Annotated in this window: 23 protein-coding genes; 12 read left to right on the top strand and 11 right to left on the bottom strand. The window is 64.0% G+C overall.

The annotated features are described in order from the left end of the window. Positions 1-18: 18 nt before the first annotated feature. Positions 19-390, bottom strand: a complete 372-nt coding sequence (locus AC1DUR_RS04565) for a dihydroneopterin aldolase (protein WP_477720101.1) — start codon at positions 388-390, stop codon at positions 19-21. 60 nt (positions 391-450) lie between these two features. Further along, the gene (locus AC1DUR_RS04560) at positions 451-1,218 is read right to left on the bottom strand and encodes an SDR family oxidoreductase (protein ID WP_477720100.1); all 768 of its coding nucleotides are present in this window, start codon (positions 1,216-1,218) and stop codon (positions 451-453) included. Between the two features lie 65 nt (positions 1,219-1,283). Between AC1DUR_RS04560 and AC1DUR_RS04555 the strand changes: the two genes are divergently transcribed. The 3 genes from AC1DUR_RS04555 (at position 1,284) to AC1DUR_RS04545 (ending at position 3,908) form a co-directional block, all read left to right on the top strand. Continuing rightward, positions 1,284-2,495: a class I SAM-dependent methyltransferase gene (locus AC1DUR_RS04555; RefSeq protein ID WP_477720099.1), complete on the top strand. Its 1,212-nt coding sequence runs from the start codon at positions 1,284-1,286 to the stop codon at positions 2,493-2,495. Positions 2,496-2,722: 227 nt separating this feature from the next. Continuing rightward, a complete protein-coding gene (locus AC1DUR_RS04550; RefSeq protein ID WP_011484968.1) occupies positions 2,723-2,917 on the top strand; it encodes a DUF2905 domain-containing protein in 195 nt (64 codons plus the stop codon). 19 nt (positions 2,918-2,936) lie between these two features. Then, a complete protein-coding gene (locus AC1DUR_RS04545; RefSeq protein ID WP_477721353.1) occupies positions 2,937-3,908 on the top strand; it encodes an ROK family protein in 972 nt (323 codons plus the stop codon). Positions 3,909-3,979: 71 nt separating this feature from the next. On the opposite strand, the gene AC1DUR_RS04540 is transcribed toward AC1DUR_RS04545, so the two are convergent. Next, a complete protein-coding gene (locus AC1DUR_RS04540) occupies positions 3,980-4,897 on the bottom strand; it encodes a LysR substrate-binding domain-containing protein (RefSeq protein WP_477720097.1) in 918 nt (305 codons plus the stop codon). A gap of 225 nt (positions 4,898-5,122) precedes the next feature. Between AC1DUR_RS04540 and AC1DUR_RS04535 the strand changes: the two genes are divergently transcribed. After that, entirely contained in the window at positions 5,123-5,938 is an 816-nt protein-coding gene (locus AC1DUR_RS04535) for a class II aldolase/adducin family protein (RefSeq protein ID WP_477721352.1), read from the top strand. Between the two features lie 135 nt (positions 5,939-6,073). Here AC1DUR_RS04535 and AC1DUR_RS04530 read toward each other — a convergent pair whose 3' ends face one another. Continuing rightward, positions 6,074-6,712: a cysteine hydrolase family protein gene (locus tag AC1DUR_RS04530; protein ID WP_477721351.1), complete on the bottom strand. Its 639-nt coding sequence runs from the start codon at positions 6,710-6,712 to the stop codon at positions 6,074-6,076. A gap of 109 nt (positions 6,713-6,821) precedes the next feature. Between AC1DUR_RS04530 and AC1DUR_RS04525 the strand changes: the two genes are divergently transcribed. Then, positions 6,822-7,868: a GlxA family transcriptional regulator gene (locus AC1DUR_RS04525; RefSeq protein ID WP_477720094.1), complete on the top strand. Its 1,047-nt coding sequence runs from the start codon at positions 6,822-6,824 to the stop codon at positions 7,866-7,868. A gap of 89 nt (positions 7,869-7,957) precedes the next feature. Here the strand turns inward: AC1DUR_RS04525 and AC1DUR_RS04520 are convergent, their stop codons facing one another. From AC1DUR_RS04520 to AC1DUR_RS04495, 6 genes are all read right to left on the bottom strand, one after another. Next, positions 7,958-8,929 carry a branched-chain amino acid ABC transporter permease gene (locus AC1DUR_RS04520; RefSeq protein WP_477720093.1) on the bottom strand — a complete coding sequence of 324 codons (972 nt, stop codon included), beginning with the start codon at positions 8,927-8,929 and terminating at the stop codon, positions 7,958-7,960. A gap of 60 nt (positions 8,930-8,989) precedes the next feature. Beyond that, positions 8,990-9,874: a branched-chain amino acid ABC transporter permease gene (locus tag AC1DUR_RS04515; RefSeq protein WP_477720092.1), complete on the bottom strand. Its 885-nt coding sequence runs from the start codon at positions 9,872-9,874 to the stop codon at positions 8,990-8,992. Positions 9,875-9,954: 80 nt separating this feature from the next. Beyond that, the gene (locus tag AC1DUR_RS04510) at positions 9,955-11,148 is read right to left on the bottom strand and encodes an ABC transporter substrate-binding protein (protein WP_477721350.1); all 1,194 of its coding nucleotides are present in this window, start codon (positions 11,146-11,148) and stop codon (positions 9,955-9,957) included. Positions 11,149-11,227: 79 nt separating this feature from the next. After that, positions 11,228-11,932, bottom strand: a complete 705-nt coding sequence (locus AC1DUR_RS04505; protein ID WP_477721349.1) for an ABC transporter ATP-binding protein — start codon at positions 11,930-11,932, stop codon at positions 11,228-11,230. Further along, entirely contained in the window at positions 11,932-12,738 is an 807-nt protein-coding gene (locus AC1DUR_RS04500; RefSeq protein ID WP_477720089.1) for an ABC transporter ATP-binding protein, read from the bottom strand. Before AC1DUR_RS04500 ends, AC1DUR_RS04505 begins: the two co-directional genes overlap by 1 nt. 408 nt (positions 12,739-13,146) lie before the next feature. Then, entirely contained in the window at positions 13,147-15,528 is a 2,382-nt protein-coding gene (locus AC1DUR_RS04495) for a DUF6600 domain-containing protein (RefSeq protein WP_477721348.1), read from the bottom strand. 425 nt (positions 15,529-15,953) lie between these two features. On the opposite strand from AC1DUR_RS04495, the gene AC1DUR_RS04490 reads away from it, so the two are divergent. After that, on the top strand, positions 15,954-17,024 hold the full coding sequence (locus AC1DUR_RS04490) for a DUF6352 family protein (protein WP_477720087.1): 1,071 nt from the start codon (positions 15,954-15,956) through the stop codon (positions 17,022-17,024). Positions 17,025-17,048: 24 nt separating this feature from the next. On the opposite strand, the gene AC1DUR_RS04485 is transcribed toward AC1DUR_RS04490, so the two are convergent. Then, positions 17,049-17,360: a cupin domain-containing protein gene (locus AC1DUR_RS04485; protein WP_477720086.1), complete on the bottom strand. Its 312-nt coding sequence runs from the start codon at positions 17,358-17,360 to the stop codon at positions 17,049-17,051. A gap of 211 nt (positions 17,361-17,571) precedes the next feature. Here AC1DUR_RS04485 and AC1DUR_RS04480 point away from each other — a divergent pair, with 211 nt between their 5' ends. The 6 genes from AC1DUR_RS04480 to AC1DUR_RS04455 all read left to right on the top strand — a co-directional run bounded on the left by AC1DUR_RS04480 (position 17,572) and on the right by AC1DUR_RS04455 (position 22,670). After that, positions 17,572-18,405 carry an aldo/keto reductase gene (locus tag AC1DUR_RS04480; protein ID WP_477721347.1) on the top strand — a complete coding sequence of 278 codons (834 nt, stop codon included), beginning with the start codon at positions 17,572-17,574 and terminating at the stop codon, positions 18,403-18,405. Between the two features lie 244 nt (positions 18,406-18,649). After that, complete coding sequence (locus tag AC1DUR_RS04475; protein WP_477720163.1) at positions 18,650-19,588, top strand: Bug family tripartite tricarboxylate transporter substrate binding protein; 939 nt, start codon at positions 18,650-18,652, stop codon at positions 19,586-19,588. Between the two features lie 193 nt (positions 19,589-19,781). Further along, positions 19,782-20,522 (top strand): GntR family transcriptional regulator, encoded by a 741-nt coding sequence (locus AC1DUR_RS04470; protein ID WP_477720084.1) that lies wholly within the window; start codon positions 19,782-19,784, stop codon positions 20,520-20,522. 47 nt (positions 20,523-20,569) lie between these two features. Continuing rightward, entirely contained in the window at positions 20,570-21,589 is a 1,020-nt protein-coding gene (locus AC1DUR_RS04465) for a tripartite tricarboxylate transporter substrate binding protein (RefSeq protein ID WP_477720083.1), read from the top strand. A gap of 5 nt (positions 21,590-21,594) precedes the next feature. Continuing rightward, positions 21,595-22,431: an amidohydrolase family protein gene (locus AC1DUR_RS04460; protein ID WP_477720082.1), complete on the top strand. Its 837-nt coding sequence runs from the start codon at positions 21,595-21,597 to the stop codon at positions 22,429-22,431. 74 nt (positions 22,432-22,505) lie between these two features. Next, positions 22,506-22,670: a hypothetical protein gene (locus AC1DUR_RS04455; protein WP_477720081.1), complete on the top strand. Its 165-nt coding sequence runs from the start codon at positions 22,506-22,508 to the stop codon at positions 22,668-22,670. The last annotated feature ends 265 nt before the right edge of the window (positions 22,671-22,935 follow it).

Raw genomic sequence — 22,935 nt, 5'->3', positions numbered from 1 at the left:
CGTTGGCTCCCATGTCGTTCACCACTGTCCCGTCTCGATGCGAATCGCCACTTCGCAGTCGTCAAAAATTTCAAGTTTGGCAATCTTCACCCGCACCCCCAGCACGCCGGGCAGCAGCATCAGCCGGTGCGCCAGCTTGCCGATCAGGCTTTCCAGCAGGTTCACATGCTCGGCCGTGCACTCGTTGATGATGATCTGGCGCACCTTGCGGTAGTCCAGCACATGCATGATGTCGTCGTCGCTGGGCAGCAGCGGCTGCGTGCCCAGGCTCAGTTCGGCATCAACCTGGATCGGTTGCGGTGCGGTTTTTTCGTGATCCAGAATGCCCAGGTTGGCGTCAAAACGCAAACCGGTGAGCGTCAGGATCTGGGTGCCTAGGGTGTTGTACATGGGGGGGGCAGTCTGAGTGATTGGGGCCGGGGTGTGCAGGCGGTTTTGCAGCGTTTGCGTTCACATCAACGAGAAATCGCGCTCGAATTTCATCAGGTGCTGGCCGCCGTCCACCAGCAGGGTGGTGCCTGTCATGGAACTGTTTTCCAGCGCGAACTTCACCGCGGCGGCCACGTCGGCCGGCGTGGAGGAGCGGCCCAGCGGCGCGAGCTTGTGCCGCGCCTCGAATTGCTCGTCGCTCAGCAGGTGGCTGGTCAGGGTGAGGCCGGGCGCCACACCGACCACGCGCACCTGTGGCGCCAGGGCCAGCGCCAGCATGGTGCCGGCCGCTTCCAGCGCTGCCTTGGACAGGGTGTAGCTGAAGAAATCGGGGTTCTGGTTCCACAGCTTCTGGTCCAGCAGGTTGACGACGGCGCCAGTGGCGTTGCGGGCACTCACATGCGCGTGCAGCGCCTGGGCCAGCAGGATGGCCGCGCCGGTATTGCTGTGCAGGTGCTTGTCCAGGGCGGCAAAGCCAAAGCTGGCGGCGCTGTCCTGCTCAAAGGTCGAGGCGTTGTTGACCACCGCGTCAACGCGGCCGAAATGCGCGGCAACGTGGGGCAGCAGGGCGCGAACGCCGGCTTCCTGCTCCAGGTCACACTGAAAAGCGGCGGCAGCCCCCGACAAACGGGTGCAATCAGCGACCGTTTTCAGGGCATCTTCTTCAGAGCCGCGGTAATGCACCGCCACCTGCCAGCCGCCGGCCGCCAGCGCCAGCGCGATCTCGCGGCCCAGCCGCTTGGCGGCGCCGGTCACGAGAACAACGGGGAGGGAGGGGGTTGCGGTCATCAGGCTGGAGGTTGGGTTTTTGGGGTAGGGGCTGCTGCGGGGCCAGGGCGGTATCGCCGACAATCATGGGCGTGACAAACAACAGCCACCCCCCCATTTTAACGACCGGGCTGCAGGCCCACATTGCCAAGGCTATTGGCGATGCTGGCGGCTGGATCGGCTTCGACCAGTTCATGGCGCTGGCGCTCTACACACCTGGCCTAGGCTACTACGCCAATGATTCCCGCAAATTCGGCCTGATGCCCGGCGGCACCAGCGGCGGTGGCAGCGATTTTGTGACGGCGCCCGAGCTCACGCCGCGTTTTGGCCAGGCGTTGGCGCGCCAGCTGGCGCAGGCCCTGCAGGCCACCGGCACCTCGGAAATCTGGGAGTTCGGCGCGGGCTCCGGCGCTCTGGCGCAGCAGCTTCTGGACGCGCTGGGGCCGCTGGTGGAGCGCTACACCATCGTGGACCTGTCCGGCAGCCTGCAGGCGCGCCAGCGTGAACGGCTGGCGGCGCACGGCAGCAAGGTGCAGTGGGCGACCGAGCTGCCGCCGCAGATGCGCGGCGTGGTGGTGGGCAATGAGGTGCTGGATGCCATGCCGGTGAAGCTGCTGTCACGGCTGAACGCCGCCTGGCATGAGCGCGGCGTGGTCATGGCCCCCACGCTTGTCGCTTCGCGTACTTCGCTGCCCCCCGAAGGGGGCCGTGTTTCCCTAGGGGCGGCCCGTCGGGAAACGCACGAAGAACGCTTCACCTGGGCCGACCAGCGCACTGAGTTGCGGCCACCGCTGGAAGTGGCCGGCAGCCATGATTACCTCACCGAAATTCACCCGCAGGCCGAAGGTTTTATCCGCACGCTGGCCGACCGGCTGGAAGCGGGCGCGGTGTTCCTGCTGGACTATGGCTTTCCCGAGCATGAGTATTACCATCCGCAGCGCAGCATGGGCACCGTGATGTGCCATCGCGGCCACCTGGCGGACACCGATGCGCTGCTGGATGTGGGCAGCAAGGACATCACCGCCCATGTCAACTTCACCGGCATCGCACTGGCCGGGCAGGACGCCGGCCTGCAGGTGCTGGGCTACACCAGCCAGGGCCGTTTCCTGCTCAACTGCGGGCTGCTGGAGGGCATGGAAGGCGGCGTTGACAGTACCAACCTCGCCGAGCGCGCCATGGTGCAGAAGCTGATTGCCGAGCACGAGATGGGCGAGCTGTTCAAGGTCATCGCATTCTCAAAAGGTGCGCCGTGGGAACCCATGGGTTTTTCCGCTGGTGACCGTACGCATACCCTATAGCCCGTCCCGGGGGGCTGCCGGTGGTTACAGGGCTTGTTACAGGGCTTTTGCCGCTCCCTCCCCTTCCGGGGGAGGGTTGGGGTGGGGGCCAGCGACGACCAGATAAGCACGGTGGCTCGACGCCCACGTCGTGAGCCCCCATCCCGGCCTTCCCCCAGCGGGGGAAGGAGATGGTCGTCACTGCACGCGGTGTGCTCACTGAACCGTATTACCCCTAAACTAGCAACATGATCCGCTGGTTCATCGTCATCTTTCTTGCACTGGTTTTCATCAGCTGGTTCAGCCCGCTGCTGCAAAAACTGGGCTTTGGCAAGCTGCCCGGCGACCTGCGCTTTCGCCTGTTTGGGCGGGAATGGTTTATCCCGCTGACCACCACGATCCTGCTGAGCTTTGTCGCCAGCCTGATTGCCCAGTTGATCTGAGGAATGTGAGAGGCCTGCCATGAAAGCCTGCGTGGATCTGGGAGGCACCAAGGTAGCGATCAGCCTGACGGCCGGTTTGACCGAACCCCACGCGGTGCCGCAGCCCTCGTCGCTGTCGGCCCGCCGCTCCGAGCCCACCGCCAAGACCGGCACGCCGGACGCCGTCGCACGGCAGATCCTGCGGATGCTGGGCGAGGCCTGCGCGGAAGCCGGCATCGGCGAGCGTGACATCACGGATGTGGGCGTGTCGTCCTGCGGCCCGTTTGTGATGAAGGCGGGCATGATTGAGCTCGCGGCACCCAACATCTGCGGCGGCCTGGCGGGGCCGGCGCGCGGCCTGCCCAACGACTGGAGCAGTGCCTTGCTGGAGGCGCCGTTGCGCGAGAAGTTTCGCGGCACCTCCACCACGCTGCGCATTGAAAACGATGGCATAGGCGCGCTGGAAGCCGAGCGCCGCTGGGGTGCGCTGCAAGGCATGGGCAACTGCGCCTATGTCACCTGGAGCACCGGCATTGGCTGCGGCCTGTGTGTCGACGGCCGCGTCCTGCGCGGCAAGCACGGCAATGCCGGCCATGCCGGGCACATGTTTGTCAGCGACAACGACGATGCGCTGTGCGGCTGCGGCAACATCGGCGATCTCGAAGGACTGGTGGCCGGCAATGCCATCGCCAGGCGTTTCTCCTCGGGAGGCGCCGCGGATGCGGCCAGCATTTTGGCCAAGGCGCGCTCGGGTGACGCTGCCGCCGTTGCGATGGTGGATGAGTTGTGCCGGGTCATGGGACGTGCGCTGTACAACCTCATCATCACGCTGGACCTGGAGCGCATCAGCTTGGGCGGCAGCGTGTTCTGGCATCACCGCGACTACCTGCTGCCGCGCCTGCAGGCGCAGATTGCCGGCAAACTGCCGGCACTGACCAGCGGATGCACGCTGGTGCCTGCCGGCCTGGGTGAGCGGGTCGGCGATTTCGGGGCTCTGGCGCTGGTCAGTTAGCCCACCGCACTCCATCGGGGCCGGCTTGACGGCCTTGGGGCTCGACTCAAAATCACCCCAGGTATCCGCCTTCAAGGAATGGGCGCGTTGCCCCGGCCCATATCGACGCCTGCCGCCTTGAAAAGCCATTCACGGAAAAGCCTGACCTTTTCCATGTGCTGCTCATTCACCCGGCAGGACACAAAGTGGGTTTCTTCCGCAATGGGACAAAAAATGTCCCTTCCCAGTTCGACCAGTTCGCCGCGGGAGATTTCGCGCTCGGCAAGACGGACGCTTTCCAGGGCGACGCCCATGGCGTCGACGGCGGCCGAAATGGAGAGCGCGGCGCGGTCGAACGACGGCCGGGGCCGCGCAGGCAGCGTGAGCCCGTTGCGCGCAAACCAGCCAGGCCAGGTGATGGCGCTGAGCTGGGAGTCGATCAGGACCAGGTCACCGATTTGCTGGCTGATGGGACGCGTGCCATCCACCAGTTGCGGTGCACACAGGGGAACGATGCGCTCGCGCCCCAGGGCGATGGAGAGCACGCCCGCCCGTTCCTGCACACGCCCGTAGGCAATCGCGACGTCGATTTCCCGCATGCGGGTGAGGTCGACAGGTTCTGCGCCCGAGGTCAGCCGGATGGTGATGTCGGCATGGGCCTGCATGAATTCGGGCAGGCGGGGCCCCAGCCATTTGGCGGCAAAGCTGGGTGCGCAATGCAGCGCCAGCACCTGCGCGCGCGGTGCCAGCGCCACCTCGTCGCAGGCCGCCTCGATGACATCAAACACCCGCGAAAGACTGTCAAGCAGCCGCCGCCCCTCCGGCACCAGTTCGACGCGACGGTTGCGCCGGATGAAAAGGGGTCGGCCGAAATAGTCCTCCAGTTCTCGCACCTGGTGGCTGATCGCCGACTGGGTCAGGTGCAATTCACGCGCGGCAAGCGTAAAGCTTTCCAGCCTGGCCGCAGCCTCAAACGCCCGCAGCAGGACGAAATTCGGGGCGCGCCTCATACTGCTCCTTGATTCATGAATGAAGTTCATCTTTTCATGAACACCTATCGTTTGTCAATGTCTGAAAAGAGCGCGAACATGGCTTCACCAGAAAGACGGGTGCGCGGTATGCAGCGGAGTCCTCATGGCCTTGGTTCGATGTGAAACCGCAAGACGCCTTCCCATGAGATTGATACAGAGACCAAAGACCTTAAGACCCAAACCCGAACCCAAAAGGAGCAAGAAATGTCTGCAGTGCTTGAAGCGCGCATTTCCATCTACCAACCGGAGCAGGCTGGCCTGATTTATCCGTCAACCCCCCGGTTTTCAAATGCCGCCGAGGAGCGCCAGCACCTGAAAGAGCGGCTTGTCGCCGCGTGCCGTGCGTTTGCCTTGCAGGGTTTCGATTACGGTTTTGCCGGGCACCTGACCGTACGTGATCCGGAGAACCCCGGCTTGTACTGGACCAATCCCATGGCCGTGCATTTTTCCCAGGTCAAGGTGTCCAATCTGATTTTGGCCGATCACAGTGGCAAGGTCGTAGAGGGCCGCCACGCGATCAATCGCGCCGGCTTTGTCCTGCATTCAGCCGTGCATGAGGCGCATCCGGATATCGTCGCGATGTGCCACGCGCACACCGTCTACGGAACCGCTTTTGCCTCACTGGGCAAAAAGCTGGAGCCGATCAGCCAGGATGCGGCAGCCTTCTTCGAAGATCATGTGGTCATTGGTGATGAGGCGGGCCAGGTTGCCGTGGAAGTCAAGGCAGGGCACAAGGTGGCCCAGGCCTTCACGGGTGTCAAGGCGGCCATCCACCAGAACCACGGGCTGCTCACGGCCAGCCGCCACAGCATCGAGGCGGCCGCCTTCTGGTTCATCGCGCTGGAGCGCTGCTGCAAGCAACAACTGATGATCGACGCTGCCGGCATTGCCCCGCGCCTGGTGACGCCTGAGCGCGCCCGCTACAGCCGTGAACATGTGGGCAGCGAATACATCGGCTGGCTGCATTTCCAGCCGATCTGGGATCACCTGGTCAAAACCCAGCCGGACATGTTTGACTGATGACCGGTTGAATCCGGGCCAAAGGCAAAAGCGTGAAGGTGCGCCTGCTGGAAGACCCAGGCATGCCGGTGCCCAGTTAAGCATGATTGAAGGCTGCGGTTTTAAAAAAATACCGGTCGTCCGGTATGCCGGAAACTACCTCCTCGCGATGGCCGCCTGATTCGACACCAGAATATTGCTTTTCTTTAGCGCCTGGCCGGCTTGCACGGCGACGGCCCAGTCATCGGTAGAGCCGACAGCGGCAAAGCGCGTGTGAAACACCACGCTGAAGATACGGTGGATTTCTTCCGCGCTGGCCAGGCCGGCTTCGTTGGCATAAGGGATGGAGCCGCTCGCGTCGTGTAAAAACTCCACGTGCAGGCCCCGGTGCGTGGCCTCGAAAATCGTGGACGCGTCGCAGTTGTGCGTCATGTAGCCGACCACCGTGAGGGTATCGATGCTGTTTTTCTCCAGCCAGCCGTCAAAGTCGGTGCCGGTATAGACGTTGGGCCAGGCTTTCTCGATGAAGTGGTCGCGCGGGCGGCTCGCAACGGTTTCATGCAACGCCCACTGGGCCGAACCTTTGGCAAACAGCGGCGCGGTGGCGGACTCGCTGTGTTGCACCACCACGACAGGGATACCTGCCGCACGGGCCGCATCCATCGCGCGACCAATATTGGGCAGCGTCTGCTCCACCGGCGGGTATTCAATCAGCAGGCCGCCGGTGAAATACTCCATCTGGACATCGATGACGACAAGGGCGCGGCGTGGAGATTTTGCATCAGTGCTGGACATGGTGTGTTTTCCTTCAAAAGTTGAAACAGGTGGTTGATGGAGGTGATTGTTGGGCTGGCGGTGTTTTGGTGAAAGTGGCCCAAATGTCAATAGTCGATAGAATCGGGCCATGTCATCCAAAGCGCCCAAAAAGACATTCGGCAAAGCCCCGGGCAAGGCCAGAGCCGGCAGCGCGGCCAGCCCGGCAGTCGGCTCCGTAGTCGGGATCCGCACTGTTGCGGTGGTTGCCTTTGACGGCATCAGTCCCTTTCACCTGTCCGTGCCGTGCATGGTGTTCGGCAACGATTTTTCGGGTACCGACCTGCCGCGGTTCAAGCTGCTGGTGTGCGCCGACAAGCCGGGCATGCTGCAAACCACAGCCGGCTTCACCATTGCCGTACAACACGGCCTGGGCGTGCTGGCCAAAGCCGATACCGTGGTGGTGCCGTCATGGCGCGACCCCATGGAGCGCCCGCCCGAGGCTTTGCTAAGGGCCCTGCAGGCGGCGCACCGGCGCGGCGCGCGCGTCGTCGGCTTATGCCTGGGTGCTTTTGTCCTGGCCGAGGCCGGCCTGCTGGACGGCCGGCCCGCCGCCACGCACTGGGCCCTGGCGTCCGCTTTCGCCGAGCGTTACCCGCAGGTGCAGCTCCAGCCGGATGTGCTGTATGTGGACGACGGCGACGTGCTCACGTCTGCGGGCACCGCAGCCGCCATTGACTGCTGCCTGCATCTGCTGCGCCGCGAGCACGGTGCGGAGGTGGCCAATCGCGTGGCGCGCCGCATGGTGGTGGCGCCGCAGCGGCAGGGCGGGCAGGCCCAGTACGTCGAGCGGCCCGTGCCTGCCACCAGCACCGGCCACCGGCTTTCAGTCATTCTGGCCTGGGTGCAGGAAAACCTGAACCAGCCGCACAGCCTCGATGCGCTGGCCGATCGGGCCTTCATGAGCCGGCGCACCTTCACGCGGCATTTCCGGCAGATCACCGGCACCACGGTGGGCCGGTGGCTCACCGGCCAGCGGCTGGCGCTGGCGCAGCGGCAACTGGAGGCCACCGACCGCTCGATGGACCAGATTGCCATCGATGCCGGCTTTGGCTCCGTGGTGTCCCTACGGCAGCACTTCGCGACGACGCTGGGCACCTCGCCCTCCACCTACCGGCGTGAGTTTCGGGGCAGGTAGCGGTTCTTTTGGGAAATGGCTGTGGACCTGCCGGCTATAAAAACAGTAGCAATTGCAGCTTGTGCCGCAGAAGGCACTTGCTCGCCGGTTCAGGCCGGCGGCGGGGCGGCCTCGGCTGAGGCCTGACGGCGGCGATCGCGGAAGGCCTGCAGCTCACCCACCACGCCCTTGCGGAAGGCCAGCACGCAGAGCACGAAGATCACGCCAATGATGACCGTGACCCAGGAGCCGACCTTGTCGGCCAGCAGGTTTTGCAGCGAGATCACGATGCCCGCGCCAAAGACGGGGCCAAAGAAGGTGCCCACGCCACCCAGCAGGGTCATCAGGATCACCTCGCCGGAAGTGGACCAATGTACATCCGACAAGGTGGCAAAACCCATGACCAGGGTCTTGAGCGAGCCCGCCAGCCCGGCCAGCGCGGCCGACAGCACAAAGGCCAGCAGCTTGTAGCGGTCAACCTGGTAGCCCAGAGAGATGGCGCGCGCTTCGTTCTCGCGGATCATCTTGAGCACCTGGCCAAACGGCGAGTGCACGATGCGCGAGATCCCCAAAAAGCACAGCACGAAGACCGCGACCACAAAGTAGTACATGGTGGTGTCGGATTCGAGCGAGAGCAGGCCCAGCAGGCGGCCGCGCGGCACGCCCTGCAAGCCGTCTTCGCCGCCGGTAAACGGTGCTTGCAGGCAGACAAAAAACACCATCTGCGCAATCGCCAGCGTGATCATGGCGAAGTAAATGCCCTGGCGCCGGATGGCGACCGCGCCGACGACCAGGCCAATCAGCCCGGCGGCCACGGTGCCGGCAAGAATGCCCAGTTCAGGCGTCCAGCTTTGCGACTTAATGAACCAGCCGGTGACATAGGCGGCCGAGCCAAAAAATGCGGCGTGTCCGAAGGACAACAAGCCGGTAAAGCCCAGCAGCAGGTTAAAGGCGCAGGCAAACAGGGCAAAGCACAGCAGCTTCATGACAAACACCGGGTACAAGCCGATGGCGGGTGCCAGCAGCGCCAGCGCCAGCAATGCCAGGTAGGTGATACGGGTGAATTTTGCGGCTTGAGTCATGAGAGGCTTGGTCACAGGGACAGTCACAGAAGCATTGGCAGAGGCGGTTGGGGTCATGGCTCAGGTTTCCTTGCCAAACAGGCCCGCCGGCCTGACCATCAGCACGATGACCATGACGATAAACACCACGATGTTGGACGCTTCGGGGTAAAACACCCGGGTCATGCCTTCGATCAGGCCCAGGCCCAGGCCGGTAATGACGGAGCCCAGGATGGAGCCCATGCCTCCGATCACCACCACGGCAAACACCACGATGATGAGGTTCGAACCCATCAGCGGGTTAACCTGGATGATGGGGGCGGCCAGCACGCCGGCCAGCGCCGCCAGCGCCGCGCCGGCGCCGTAGGTCAGCATGACCATCATCGGCACATTGATGCCGAAAGCCTGCACCAGCGCGGCGTTCTCAGTGCCGGCGCGCAGGTAGGCACCCAGCCGTGTTTTCTCGATGATGAACCAGGTGCCCAGGCAAACCACCAGTGACACCAGCACCACCCACGCCCGGTAATTCGGCAGCACCATGAATCCGAGATTGGTGGCGCCGGACAGCAGTTCCGGTACGTTGTAATTCTGTCCCGACACGCCATACAGCTCGCGGAAAATGCCTTCCGCGATCAGTGCCAGGCCAAAGGTCAGCAGCAGCCCGTAGAGCGGGTCGAGCTTGTACAGGTGCTTGAGAAAGAGGCGCTCAATCACCACGCCGAGCGCGCCCACGATGAGCGGCGCCAGTACCAGCGCATACCAGTAATTGATGCCGAGTTTGTCGAGCATGATCCAGGCCGCAAAGGCGCCCAGCATGTAGAGCGCCCCGTGGGCGAAGTTCACAATGCCCAGCAGGCCAAAGATAACGGCCAACCCGAGGCTGAGCAGGGCGTAAAACGCGCCATTGACCAGGCCCAGCAGCAGCTGGCCCAGGAACGCTTGATGGGGAATACCGAAAATTTCCATGGAGACCCGTCAGTTCACGCCTTGAGAATACAGAAAACAGAAAAGCGGCCGATCGCATGCGCGACCGGCCAGTAGTCAGCTTACTTTTTGACCAGCGCGCATTTGGATTCGGCCACCGTGGTGAAGGCCTGTTCGCCCGGCACCTTCGCGATGGTTTTGTAATAGTCCCAGGGTGTCGTGGAATCCTTGGCCGACTTGACCTCGAACAGGTACATGTCGTGAATCATCCGGCCGTCGGCGCGGATCTGGCCCTTGCTGTAGAAGTCATCAAACTTCATGCTTTTCAGCGCGCCCATCACCTTGTCGGAGTCGGTGGTGCCGGCGGTTTGCACGGCCTTGAGGTAGTTGGCGGCGGCCGAGTAATCGGCTGCCTGCAGGCTGGATGGCATGCGCTTGTACTTGTCAAAGAAGCGCTTGGCAAACTTGCGCGAGGCGTCGTCCTGGTTCCAGTACCAGCTGTCGGCCAGCTGCAGGCCTTCGGTGTTGGCCAGGCCCAGGCTGTGCACGTCGTTGATGAATACCAGCAGGCCGGCGACCTTCATGGATTTGGTGATGCCGAACTCCTTGGCTGCCTTCATCGCATTAGTGAAGTCGCCCCCCGCATTGGCCAGGCCCAGGATCTGTGCCTTGGACGTTTGCGCCTGCAGCAGGAAAGAGGAGAAATCGGATGCGTTGAGCGGATGGCGCACCGTGCCGGCCACCGTGCCGCCGTTGGCCTTGACGACAGTCGCCGCGTCGCCTTCGAGCGAGTGGCCGAACGCGTAGTCAGCGGTCAGGAAGAACCAGTTCTTGGCGCCAGCCTTGACCAGCGCCGAGCCGGCCACCTTGGCCAGGGACACCGTGTCGTAGGCATAGTGCACGGTGTATGGTGAGCAGTCTTCATTGGTCAGGCGGGCGGAGCCGGCCCCGATCACGATGAAAGGGCGCTTCTTTTCAGTGGCCACCTTGGACATGGCGAGCGCCGTGCCGGAGTTGGTGCCCCCCATCAGCATCGACAGGCCGTCCTTGTCTATCCATTCACGCGCTTTGGAGCTGGCCACGTCAGCCTTGTTCTGGTGGTCGGCCGTCAGCACTTCAATCGGACGGCCCAGCACCTTGCCGCCGAAGTCCTGTGCCGCCCACTTGACCATTTCACCGCCGGCCGGGCCGTCAATGTCCGCATAGAGGCTGGACATGTCGGTGATGAAGCCGATTTTTACCGGTCCCGTGTTTTGCGCGGAAGCGGCGGCGCCCAGGCCGATGGCCATGGCGGCAATGAGAGTCTTGAGTTTCATGAAAGTCTCCTTCTTGAGGTGGTGAGATTGGAACCGGGCAAGTAAAAAACGGATCAAGCGGAATCTGGCAGCGAGCCGCCTACACCCCCAAATACTCCTGCAGCATGCCCATGTTTTGCGACAACTCGGCCTGGGCAAACTGCTTGACGATACGGCCATGCTCCATGACGTAGAAACGGTCAGCCAGTGGCGCGGCAAAGCGGAAGTTCTGCTCGACCAGCACGATGGTGTAGCCCTTGGCTTTGAGCGTCAGGATCATCTCGGCGAGCTTTTGCACGATGACGGGTGCCAGGCCTTCGGAGATTTCATCGAGCAGCAACAGCCGCGCGCCGGTGCGCAAAATGCGGGCGACGGCCAGCATTTGCTGCTCGCCGCCCGACAGGCGTGTGCCAGGGCTGCCGGCACGTTCCTTCAGATTGGGAAACATGGCATAGATGTCGGCAACGCTCATGCCACCGGGCGCAATATTGGGCGGCAGCATCAGGTTTTCTTCGGCCGACAGGCTGGCGAAAATACCGCGCTCTTCAGGGCAGTAGCCAATGCCCAGCCGGGCCACCTTGTGGGGCGCCAGCTTGATCGCCTCTTCGCCGTTGATCCTGATCGAGCCCTTGCGGGCGCCGGTCATGCCGACAATGGCCCGCATCGTGGTGGTGCGGCCGGCACCATTGCGGCCCAGAAGCGTCACCACCTCGCCTTCATTCACGGTCAGGTTCACGCCATGCAGGATGTGCGACTCGCCGTACCAGGCGTGCAGGTCTTCTATGCGCAGGAGTTCTTTGCTCATCAATGCGCTCCCTGCAATTCGGTGTTCGCTGTTCCCATATAGGCCTCGATCACCAGCGGGTTGGCCGAAACCTCGGCGTAGGGGCCGTCGGCAATGATGGCGCCGCGCTGCAGCACCGTGATGCGGTCGGCAATCGACGACACCACATTCATGTTGTGCTCGACCATCAAAATGGTGCGGCCGGCGGAAACCTTTTTGATCAGCTGCGTGACGCGGTCCACGTCTTCATGGCCCATGCCCTGGGTAGGCTCGTCCAGCAGCATCAGCTCGGGTTCGAGCGCCAGGGTGGTGGCCAGTTCCAGCGCACGCTTGCGGCCGTAGGGCAGGTTCACGGTCAGCTCATCGGCAAAACCGCCCAGATCGACTTCGGCCAGCAACTCACGGGCACGCTCGTGCAGGTGGAACAGGGTGCTCTCGGCTTTCCAGAAATGAAACGAGGTGCCGAGGTTGCGCTGCAGCGCTGCGCGCACGTTTTCCAGCACCGTCATGTGGGGAAACACGGCCGAAATCTGGAAGGAACGCACAATGCCGCGCCGCGCAGTTTGCGCCGGCTGCTCGTGCGTGATGTCGGTGCCGTTGTAGGTGATGGTGCCCGAGGTGGGGTGCAGGAATTTGGTGAGCAGGTTGAAAAAGGTGGTCTTGCCGGCGCCGTTGGGTCCGATCAGCGCGTGAATATGCCCGCGCTGGACTTTGAGGTCCACCTGGTTGACGGCAACGAATCCCTTGAATTCCTTGGTCAACCCTCGCGTTTCAAGAATGAACTCCACTGACAAATTGCTCTCCGGCAGATGATGGGGTGAACTCATGGAGTCGGTGTGGCCGACCAGGTGGGCACAAACCGTGGTCCGATGAAAGACAGTTGGTCATACTAGCTATCCGGTTCCGGTGGCGATACCGGGTAAGACCCTTAGGTAGTTTTGCGTGATGGGCAACCCGAGTTTCGCTGCCGGCGAAGGCGAGTGAATCTGTCCGGAGAGACGGTGCGTCACGCAAATTTCTCCAGTGACCCGCCGGCCGTCCAGAGCCAGACGCCTTCACCTGCCATCACCTGCCGGGGCTGGCCGCTTTCAGATCCAGACGCGGGCAAAGGTGTCATGGGCGGCATCGTGCTCAAAACCTTGAACCGGAAGCGGCCCGGGTCCGGTGGGCAGGACCGCTTGATGCTGTTAACGCTGGTTCAATCCAGGGCCGTGACGAATCATGAAGCAGAAGGGTTACTGTTCCCGGAACCGGCCGGGCAAGCCCTCCGGCCGGGGGCCGGGTGCGTTGGCCGCGTCCGCCTCACGCGCCTGTTTCCGTTGCTGGGCCTTGCGCTGTTCCTGCTGCTGCTGTTGCTGTTGCTGCAGTTCGTGGGCCTGGCGTTGCTGCGCCTGCGCCTGTGCTTGCGCTGCTTGTGCTGCTTGTGCCCGCTCGCGCAGGGCGCGTTGCCCCTGCAACTCTTCGTTTTGCCGGCGCTGCTGGTCCTGCTGGCGGATCAGCTCCCGTTGTTGCCGCTCCTGCTCGCGCTGGAGTTGCTGTTGTGCCCGCTGCGCCTGTTCGACGGCGCTGCGTTCTGCTGCTGCGGCCCGTTCACGCTGGGCGCGTTGAATCAGCGATTCTTCGTTTTGCCGGCGCTGCGCCTCCTGTTGCTGCGCCGCTTCGTGCTGCTTGCGCTCCTGCTCACGTTGCAGTTGCTGCTGCTCGCGCTGGAGTTGCTGTTGTGCCCGCTGCGCCTGTTCGACGGCGCCGCGTTCCGCTGCTGCGGCCCGTTCACGCTGGGCGCGCTGAATCAGCGACTCTTCGTTTTGCCGGCGCTGCGCCTCCTGTTGCTGCGCCGCTTCGCGCTGCTGGCGTTCCTGCTCACGTTGCAGTTGTTGTTGCTGCTGCTCGCGCCGCGCGCGTTGCTCCGTGTCGATGGCATTACGTTCTGCCGCGGTCCGTGCGTCCGGGCTGGCAGCGGGCATGCCGCCCTGCTGCCGTTCCCGCTGGGCGCGCTGAATCAGTGACTCTTCGCCCGGCCGGCGCTGCGCATCCTGTGGTCGTGTGGCTTCTCGCTGCTGGCGCTCCTGCTCACGTTGCAGTTGTTGCTGCTCGCGCCGGGCGCGTTGTTCCGTGTCGGCGGCACTGCGGTCCTGCAAGGCGGGGGGGATGATCTGCCCCGGTCGTGCTGGCGGCTGCGCGCCGATCAACCCCTGGGTTGCCGGTGCGGCCGGCAAGGCAGGCTGTGCCCTGCCGTCACGGCGCTCCTCGCGGCGTTCGTCCCGACCGCGTACCACGGGCTGCGTGACCACCGGCGCGGGCGGCAGCGCAGCCGCTGCGGCAAGCCGGGGCCGCTGCACGTCGGGGCGCTGGGGTATTGCGCTGCGGTCGACCACCACCGGCGCCCGGTTCAGCTCGGCCAGGTTCAGCGCAAGGTTGCCGCGCACGGGCCGGCCGCGGGAAAAGTCATCCGCGCTCACCACCGTGACGGCCGCAGGTTGGCGCTGATAGCGGTAGACGTTGGTCACGTTGACCGTGGTGTTGACCACGATGTTCTGGTTCACCTGCGTCACGTAGCGCGGGCTCACCCGGTAAATCGGCCGGAAGGCCTCGCCCGGGGCCAGCGGAAACCAGCCCAGAGCGGGCCGCGGCGCGCCGCCCGAACCGATCGAGATGCTCCAGTTCACACCGCCGCTGCTGCCGCCCACAAAGACGACCAGTGCGGGTGCGTACACCGGTCGCGCTGTCAGCCGGCCCGGCACCCAGGCCCAGCGCTGACCGATCAGCGCCCAGCGGCCATAGTGACACGGTGCAAATCCCCAGGGGGCGTCGTCAATCCAGGTCCAGCCCCAGGGCGCTATCCAGCTCCAGTAGCCCATGCGGTACGGCGCCCAGTGCACCGGCACGGCGCGGGGCAGCCAGACAGCACCGTAGGTCGGGTCCTGGCTCCAGTCGCCATACAGGTCGAGCTGCTGGTAGCCGGTGACTTCGCGGGGCACATAGCGCGCCGATACCGACTGGTCCTCAAGCCGGTCACGTTCCAGAGCCCAGAGGTCAAAGCTGTCGAGCACGGTGGAGCCCGGCGCCCCGGGCGTCAGCTGCGTGCCGGTGAAGCTGGCCTGCTGCTGGCTGGCCAGCGTGACAGGCAGGCCGCTGTCGCCGTAGACGGTGCCGCCGCCGGACTGCACCACCACGCGTGTGGTGTCGGTGGCCAGGTTGGCGTCCAGCCGGTAGTCGCCCGGCTGCGAAATCACGAATGCCAGATTGGGTGTGTTGATCTCCAGGCGCTGGCCCTCAAACAGGGTGCGCACGCGCAGCCGCAGGGTGCCTTGGGCCAGGCGTAACTGGACCACGTCGTCGTCCAGCACCAGGAAGTCCAGGCTGGTCTGCTCGCTCATGCGTACGGCCGTCGAACCGATATGCAGTTCGGCGCGCGCACGCGAGCCCGTCCACAAGCGGTCACCACGGGTCAGGGGGCGGTTCAGCATGGCGGGCGTCCAGGCGCTGGCGTCCTGGGAAGCGGCGATGTCGGCCGGCGAAAAACTCACGGCCCCCTCCATCAGGTTGAGCCGGGCCACGCGGCCGGGGGGGTCGATGTATGAGCCGGGCGCCTGCGCCCAGGCTGTGGCCTGCAGCACGGCCAGCAGTCCCGCGGCAACAAGCGCCGGAAAGCTCCGGCAAGCGCGCGAAAACTGGAAACAAAAGCCGGATAAAAAAGCCGGTAGTCGTAGTGTCGGTTGCGGTAATGGTGTCACGTTGCACACTCTCTTCCTGTCGATATGGCCCCTATGGGGAAACCCGGCCGTGACATGCGATACCCGGTACTGCCGCTCAAGGGGCCTGGATAGTCCTGAATGCACGACCCTCACCCTCATAACGCGCCAGATATAAGTTCGACAGCTAAGGGCCGGTAAAGATTGCACCATTTATGTGCCGCCCTGAAACAGGATGTAATACTGCCGACAAAAGAGCGGGAGTGGGGAGTGGGGAGTGGGGAGTAGGGAGTAGGGAGTGGGGCGACCACACCCACTCGGTATGCCACTCGGTATGAGACGATTGCGTGATGCAGAATTTCTGGCCCTCCAGCGGCTTTGACCACCTCCAGCGCAACGAACGTGGCTGGCTCCAGCCCACGGACGATTACCTGCGGCTTTTTCTGGCCCGGCCCGAACTGGCGCCCGTGCCCGAGTCGTGCCAGGCTGAACTGGCGCTGCACGCCGCACTGGTGGAAGCACCGGGACAGCCCGTGACGCCTGCGGCACTGCAGGCCCTGCAGGACGCCGATGCCCGCGAAAGCTATGGGCTGTTTCTGCGCTTTCGCGACGGCTTGCTGGCTGCCGGCACGCTGGAGGCCTACTACCTGAGCCTGTTTCCCCGCGACGGCACGGGCCAGATCAACATACCGCCGCTTTTCATCGACTTGCTGACCCAGGCCATCACGCGCAACCTCCTTGACGACGCCACCGATGCCTACGAAGTGCGCGCCGGCGAGATGCTGTTTCGCAGCCAGCGCATCAGCACGGAGGGCGGGCAGGTGCTGAGCGGCGACCGTGAAACGCTGGACATGCTCAACGAGACGGGCGGCCTCGGCGATATCGGGCGCTTTCTCGCGGAAGCGAAGGCGCCGCTACGCGATGTCGAGGTGCGCGTGCTCAGTGATGACAATGCGCCCGACTATTGGCAGCAGGGGGATCGCTACGCTTATCTGCTCGACCTGACCCACGAAGTCAGCAACGACCTGAGCCACGGCCTGGTACTGACGATGACCCGGGCCCGCTCGGGCCTGAAGGCGCTGGCGAGCGTGCTGCAAAAATGGGTGCGGCATTTTCTGGGGGTAGACGTCACCATCACACCCGTGCAAAAGGTGGACGACGAAGCCTGGCGCTGGCATGTGGGGCTGGATGCGGAGGCGACGGCCTTGCTCAACGACCTGTATGAAGGCCGGGACGTGGCCCCCGACCGCCTGCAGCGCCTGGTGAGCCTGTTCCGGCTGGAGTTCGCGGACCCGCGCGAGATGCGCGCCGATGTGGCGGGCAAGCCGGTTTACCTGGGGCTCATGATGAGCGCCGATGGCGTGCTCAGGTTGAAGCCGCAGAACCTGTTGGTGAACCTCCCGCTGCCCGCGGCTTCGTGAGCACAAAGCGCCTCTGCCTCTGCCTCAGTCGCTGTTCTCAACTTCCACCACCAGAACCCGGGCGGCACCTACAGGCGCCGCCACATGCGCAGTGCCCGCGCTGGCGAAGAAAATGTCACCGGTCTCCAGCATGACCGAGCACTGGCCGCCGATATCGCGGTAACGCATTTCGACCCGGCCATCCAGCACGGCGAAGACCTCTTCGCCTTCGTTGACGTGCCACTTGTAGGGCTGGTCGGTCCAGTGCAGCCGGGTGGTGATGCCGTTCATGTTGGCGATCGTCATGGCGCCCCAGGCGCGGTCTGCAGTGAAATCCTTGCTGCGGATGATCTTCATATTCGTGTGTCTCCATCGTTATCGTGATGATTGCGGCGGGTTGCGGGTTATGCATTGAAAGCCCTCGCAATACTAGGGCGGGGCGCGGATGAAGCCATGATTTCTTCGGGCTCTATTGATTCCATGAACGCATTAATCAATGCGGCGTGTGCAGGCTGGGTCTTTCGCGTCCGGAGCCAGTAAGGCGCAATGCGGCGCTACCATGGCTGCCATGAAAAGCGTATTACTGCCTTGTGGCGAAGCCGTGCCGGCACTGGGAATGGGCACGTGGTGCATGGGTGAGGCGCCGGCGCAGCGGGTCGATGAACTGGCCACCCTCAGGCTGGGCCTGGACCTGGGCTGCACGCTGGTGGACACCGCGGAAATGTATGGCGAGGGCAGCGCCGAGGAACTGGTCGGCGAAGCACTGCAAGGGCGGCGTGATGAGGCCTTCATCGTGACCAAGGTGTATCCGCACAATGCCTCTCGGGAGGGTGCGGTGGCCGCCTGCGAGCGCAGCCTGCGCCGGCTGCGCACCGACCGCATTGACCTTTACCTGCTGCATTGGCGTGGCTCCGTGCCTTTGGCGGAAACCCTGCAGGCCTTCATGGCGCTGCAAAAGGCCGGCAAGATCCGGCACTACGGCGTCAGCAATCTCGACATGGCCGACATGAAGGCGTTGTGGTTGCTGCCGGGCGGGCCGGGCGTGCAGACCAACCAGCTGCTTTACAACCTCACACGCCGCGGCATTGAGTGGGACCTGCTGCCCTGGCTGCGCGAACGCAAGGTTCCCGTCATGGCGTATTCGCCCATGGAGCAGTCGCGCCTGTTGCACCATGCCGGGCTCGCTCGTTTTGCCCGGCGCCATCAGATGCAGCCCGGTCAGGCCGCGCTGGCGTGGCTGCTGGCCCAGGACGGCGTCATGGCCATCCCCAAGACAGGCCATGCGGAGCGGCTGCGGGAGAATATTGCGGCTGCCGACATCGAACTCGGCGGTGAGCAGCTCGCCGAACTGGATGCGATCTTCCGGCCGCCGGCAGGCCCTGCGCCGCTGGAGATGATCTGACGCGGAACGCAGGCAGACTTCCTCCTGGCCTTGCCCCCATCGCCGGACGAGAGGCTGGTCCCCGCGGATCACAGCCCATGGGCGGTCAGCACAGACTGGCCGGCGAATAAAATTGCAGGCTCAACCGACATCAGGCGCCAGACGTCAGGTATTACGCATTGGGCCAACGCGCTGCTTGCATGCGCGTTCCGCGCCCACAGACCCCCAAGGAGATCCCACCGTGCTTCGCAAGTTTTTTTCTTTCATGGCCCTCGTGCTGGCGCTGTGCGCCGCGCAAGCCCAGCCCTATCCCGCCAAACCCGTGCGCCTGATCGTGCCTTTCCCGCCTGGCGGTGGCACCGACATCCTGTCGCGCCTGGTGGCCAACAAGCTGACCGAAGCGAGCAAATGGACGGTGGTTCCGGACAACCGCGCCGGTGCTGGCGGCACCATTGGCATCGCCGAAGCCGTGCGCGCCGCGCCCACTGGCTATGACATGGTGATGGGGCAAAAAGACAATATGGTGGTGGCGCCCTGGCTCTACAAAAACCTCAGCTACGACCCGACCAAAGACCTGGTGGCGGTGGCGCATGTGGCCTACACGCCGGTGGTGATCGTCACCAGCACCGCGTCGCGCTTCAAGTCGCTGGCAGAGGTGGTGACTGCTGCGCGGGCCGCGCCGGACTCGATCACCTATGGCTCGCCGGGCAACGGCACGACGATTCATCTGGCCGGTGAGATCTTCAAGAATGCCGCCCACATCAACATCCGGCATGTGCCTTACAAGGGCTCCAACCCCGCCTTGATGGATGTGCTCGCCGGCAACGTGGACCTGATGGTGTCTTCGCTGCCTTCGGCGATGGCTCAAATCAAGTCGGGCAAGCTGCGCCCGCTGGCCGTCACGTCGGCCCGCCGCAGCACCTCGCTGCCCGAGGTGCCGACGGTGGCTGAACTGGGCTACAAGGACTTTGACGTCAGCACCTGGTATGGGCTGTTCATGCCGGCTGGCACGCCCAAGGAGATCGTGGCCACGGTCAATGCCGAGGTCAACAAGCTGCTGGCTACGCCTGACATGAAGGCGGCCATCCATGCGCAGGGCGCCGAAGTGCAGAACATGACGCCAGAGCAATTCTCCACCCTGCTGAAGGCCGACTACCAGAAGTGGAAAAGCATCGTGCAGGCGTCCGGCGCCACCATCGAATAAGCAGCGCAAGGCGCAATGCCTTGTGCGCAGGCGGCGCGCCGTGCGCCCGTCCTTGCCCTTTTGTTCTTTACCCTTCCTGCAGGCGGCCCAGGCCCGCCTGCAGAGCCCGACAAATCCCTCGATAGGTGGAAACCCTGACGGCGCTCTTGTTGTCCTGTGACATGATCTAGTCATCTATAGGACTAGATCAATCATGGCGATTCCTTCCCTGACCGTGGTGCCCACCGAACCGGGCCAAAGCCGTTATGCGGCGCTGGCCGCTGCCATGCGTGCGCGGGTGGTGGCGGGCGAATGGCCACCGGGCAGCGCCTTGCCGGCCGAGCAGACCCTCGCCGCCGAACACGGCGTGGCGCTGGGCACCTTGCGCCGTGCCCTGGAGTTGATGGCCGACCAGGGCCTGATTGAGCGCATTCACGGGCGCGGCACCTTCGTGCGGTCAGGCCTGACGGGCGCCACCATGATGCGGTTTTTCCGCTTTGGCGAGGGGACGGGCGAGGTGCCCGCCTCACACATCGTGTCGCGCCAGACGCTGGTCGCACCTGCCGAGGTGGCGCGCCGCCTGGGGTTGGCACGCGGTGACACCGCCTTGCGCCTGCTGCGGGTTCGTTCTTTCGCGGGCCAGCCCGGCGTCTATGAAGAAATCTGGCTGCCACTGGCACTCTTTGCCGAGCTGGCCGATGGCGACACCGGCGCCTGGGGCGATTTGCTCTACCCCCTGTTTGCCGAGCGTTGCGGTGTCCATGTGCACCGCGCGGTGGATGAAATTGCCTTTGGTGCCCTCACGGCGGCGCAGGGCCGGCACCTTGCATTGCCTGCGGGCCACCCGTGCGCGCTGGTCACCCGCAATGCGTATGACCTCGCGGGTCATTGTGTCGAAGTGCGCTTCACGCGGGGCGACGCCCATGCCTTTCACTACACCATCGCGATCACCTGAACCAATGTCCCCTTTGATCATTTCCAGAAACATCGAAAGACCCCACCATGAAGCCGATTCGAGCCCTTGAATCCACCCACTCAGGCCACTTTTCCCGCCGGCAGGTTTTGCAGGCTACGGCGGCGACAGTTGCCGCGCCCTGGACGCTGGCGCGAGCCGCCGGCCAGATTGCGGGCGGCAAAACCATCACGCTGGTGGTGTCCTATGCGGCAGGCGGCGGTGCCGACTTGATGGCGCGCCTGATTGCCCCGAAACTGGCTGAAGCCCTGGGGCAGACTGTGGTGGTCGACAACAAGCCCGGCGCCAGCGGCCAGATTGCGGCGGGACAGGTGGCGCGGGCCATGCCTGACGGTACCCAGTTGCTGTTGGATGCCTCGTCTTTTGCGGTGAATCCGGCGCTCTTTCCCAAACTGCCCTATGACTCGGACAAGGCCTTCACGCCGCTGGCGGTGTTGGCACTGTTTCCCAATGTGCTGGTGTGCACGCCCGGTTTTGAAGCCAAAAACGTGAAGGACCTGATCCGGATGGCCAAGGCCAAACCGGGGCATATTTCGTACGCGTCATCGGGCAATGGGTCGGCCCAGCATTTGGCGGGGGCCCTGTTTGAAGACCGTGCCGGTGTCAGCCTGGTTCATGTGCCCTACCGTGGCGGCGGACCCGCCATGAACGATGTCATGGCAGGCCAGGTACCGCTGTTTTTTGCCAATGTAGCGTCTTCGCTGGGGCAGATTCAGTCGGGCCGCCTGCGTCCGCTGGCGGTGACGAGCCGCCGCCGCACGCGCGCCTTGCCCGACATTCCGACCATGGAAGAGGCCGGTGTGCCCGCATATGAGGTGCTGGAATGGAACCCGGTATTGGCACCCGCCGGAATGGACCTCAACGTCAAAACCACTCTGGTGGCTGCCTTGCGCAAAGCGATGGCAGACCCTGAGGTGCTGGGCCGCATCCGTGCCTTGAGCGGCGAGGTATTTCCTGACGGTCCGGAGGGTTTGGTGCCCGCTTTTCTCAAGGCACAGCAGGCACAGTGGGGGCGGGTGGTGCGCGACCGCAAAATCACGGTAGGTTGACATCAATGCCCGGTGATGTTGTAGACGTGCTTGCAGCGGGCTGGGATAGCCATGTCCATGTGTTTGACGGTGACGCCAGCGTGGCGCCTGGCCACTACAAGCCGGTGCACCGGCCGCTGGCCGACATTGAGGCGCTGGCACAGGGTCATGGCGTTGGCCATCTGGTGCTGGTACAGCCCAGTGTTTATGGCACCGACAACACGGTGCTGCTGAATGCCCTGCGTGCCGGCAAGGGGCGGCATCGCGGTGTCGTGGTGCTGGCGCCATCGGCTGACGATGCGGCGCTTGAAGCCATGCATGCGCTGGGTGTTCGGGGCGTGCGCTTTAACCTGGTCTCTCCGGTGGGAGACAGCCTGAATGGGCTGAACGGCCAGGCCACGTCGAACAGCTTTCAGGCGTTGGCCCCCCGCTTGCATGCACTCGGCTGGCACGTGCAGTGGTACGCCCGCCCGGAGGATTTGTCCGCCATCGCGGCCCTGCATGCCACCAGCCCGGTGCCCGCCGTGCTTGATCACCTGGCGGGCCTGCATGCGGGCCTGCCCTCAGGCCATGCGGCCTGGCAGTCGTTGGCGCAACTGGCGGAGCTGGGCGCCTGGGTCAAGCTGTCGGGCTGGTACCGCCTGCATGCCGCACCGCCTTATGAGGCACTGGATGATTCGATCCGGAAAGTGGCGCAGCTGTTTGAAGGGCGCATGGTCTGGGGCTCGGACTGGCCGCACACGGCTTTCGCACCGGATGCCATGCCGGCTTACGCGAGTATGTGGGAGCCCGTGGCGCGTGCCCTGTCTGCGGCGCAAAAAAGCCATGCATGGGACCGGGCGCCCTCGATGCTGTATGCCTGAGCGGCTCCTGGCGCGGCAACGGGCGTGGAGTGGCTTAAAATCACAGGTTAAGCCATTTTTAACCGGAGTCTTCCATGCCTAAAAAAATCAGAGTCGAAGCCGACATCTGCGCCCCCAAGCCAATCCCTCCCAAGGGCTACACCATCACCTCTGGCCGCGGCCAGAAGATCAGCCTGGAGCGCGGCACATCCACCCGCAGCAAGAAGAACCCCGGCAAGCGCCCGAAAAAGGGCGGCTAAGCCCTGCCGTTTTCCCCGAGGTCTGGTTAACAGGCTAGCAGCCGGTGCTTCTGCCCAGTGCAGGAGCCCGGCTTTATTTTTTGGGGTGCAGCTGAAGTGTGTGTTTGGCCGTGGCAGCACAGCTGACCGATTCCGTTTTGGCGGCTACCCAGAAGGCATCCATCGGCTCCAGCGAGTGGCGTACGCTGGCTGGGACTTCTCTTGAGGGTGGAGGGGGTGTGTTTGTCTGCCAAATGTTGCCTCACAGACCAACTATTCGTCCGAA

Source organism: Polaromonas sp. P4_F4, assembly GCF_056401355.1.
The sequence above is the reverse complement of the archived record's forward strand: the minus strand, read 5'-3'. Positions and strand labels throughout refer to the sequence as shown.

Bases quoted from the DNA above. Each gene is read 5' to 3' on its own strand.
- AC1DUR_RS04525 (WP_477720094.1), top strand. From the start codon at position 6,822: ATGTCATCCAAAGCGCCCAAAAAGACATTCGGCAAAGCCCCGGGCAAG.
- AC1DUR_RS04465 (WP_477720083.1), top strand. From the start codon at position 20,570: ATGAAGCCGATTCGAGCCCTTGAATCCACCCACTCAGGCCACTTTTCC.
- AC1DUR_RS04555 (WP_477720099.1), top strand. From the start codon at position 1,284: ATGGGCGTGACAAACAACAGCCACCCCCCCATTTTAACGACCGGGCTG.
- AC1DUR_RS04565 (WP_477720101.1), bottom strand. From the start codon at position 390: ATGTACAACACCCTAGGCACCCAGATCCTGACGCTCACCGGTTTGCGT.
- AC1DUR_RS04520 (WP_477720093.1), bottom strand. From the start codon at position 8,929: ATGACTCAAGCCGCAAAATTCACCCGTATCACCTACCTGGCATTGCTG.
- AC1DUR_RS04560 (WP_477720100.1), bottom strand. From the start codon at position 1,218: ATGACCGCAACCCCCTCCCTCCCCGTTGTTCTCGTGACCGGCGCCGCC.
- AC1DUR_RS04480 (WP_477721347.1), top strand. From the start codon at position 17,572: ATGAAAAGCGTATTACTGCCTTGTGGCGAAGCCGTGCCGGCACTGGGA.
- AC1DUR_RS04515 (WP_477720092.1), bottom strand. From the start codon at position 9,874: ATGGAAATTTTCGGTATTCCCCATCAAGCGTTCCTGGGCCAGCTGCTG.
- AC1DUR_RS04545 (WP_477721353.1), top strand. From the start codon at position 2,937: ATGAAAGCCTGCGTGGATCTGGGAGGCACCAAGGTAGCGATCAGCCTG.
- AC1DUR_RS04490 (WP_477720087.1), top strand. From the start codon at position 15,954: ATGCAGAATTTCTGGCCCTCCAGCGGCTTTGACCACCTCCAGCGCAAC.
- AC1DUR_RS04550 (WP_011484968.1), top strand. From the start codon at position 2,723: ATGATCCGCTGGTTCATCGTCATCTTTCTTGCACTGGTTTTCATCAGC.
- AC1DUR_RS04460 (WP_477720082.1), top strand. From the start codon at position 21,595: ATGCCCGGTGATGTTGTAGACGTGCTTGCAGCGGGCTGGGATAGCCAT.
- AC1DUR_RS04510 (WP_477721350.1), bottom strand. From the start codon at position 11,148: ATGAAACTCAAGACTCTCATTGCCGCCATGGCCATCGGCCTGGGCGCC.
- AC1DUR_RS04535 (WP_477721352.1), top strand. From the start codon at position 5,123: ATGTCTGCAGTGCTTGAAGCGCGCATTTCCATCTACCAACCGGAGCAG.
- AC1DUR_RS04455 (WP_477720081.1), top strand. From the start codon at position 22,506: ATGCCTAAAAAAATCAGAGTCGAAGCCGACATCTGCGCCCCCAAGCCA.
- AC1DUR_RS04500 (WP_477720089.1), bottom strand. From the start codon at position 12,738: ATGAGTTCACCCCATCATCTGCCGGAGAGCAATTTGTCAGTGGAGTTC.
- AC1DUR_RS04475 (WP_477720163.1), top strand. From the start codon at position 18,650: ATGGCCCTCGTGCTGGCGCTGTGCGCCGCGCAAGCCCAGCCCTATCCC.
- AC1DUR_RS04540 (WP_477720097.1), bottom strand. From the start codon at position 4,897: ATGAGGCGCGCCCCGAATTTCGTCCTGCTGCGGGCGTTTGAGGCTGCG.
- AC1DUR_RS04470 (WP_477720084.1), top strand. From the start codon at position 19,782: ATGGCGATTCCTTCCCTGACCGTGGTGCCCACCGAACCGGGCCAAAGC.
- AC1DUR_RS04485 (WP_477720086.1), bottom strand. From the start codon at position 17,360: ATGAAGATCATCCGCAGCAAGGATTTCACTGCAGACCGCGCCTGGGGC.
- AC1DUR_RS04530 (WP_477721351.1), bottom strand. From the start codon at position 6,712: ATGTCCAGCACTGATGCAAAATCTCCACGCCGCGCCCTTGTCGTCATC.
- AC1DUR_RS04505 (WP_477721349.1), bottom strand. From the start codon at position 11,932: ATGAGCAAAGAACTCCTGCGCATAGAAGACCTGCACGCCTGGTACGGC.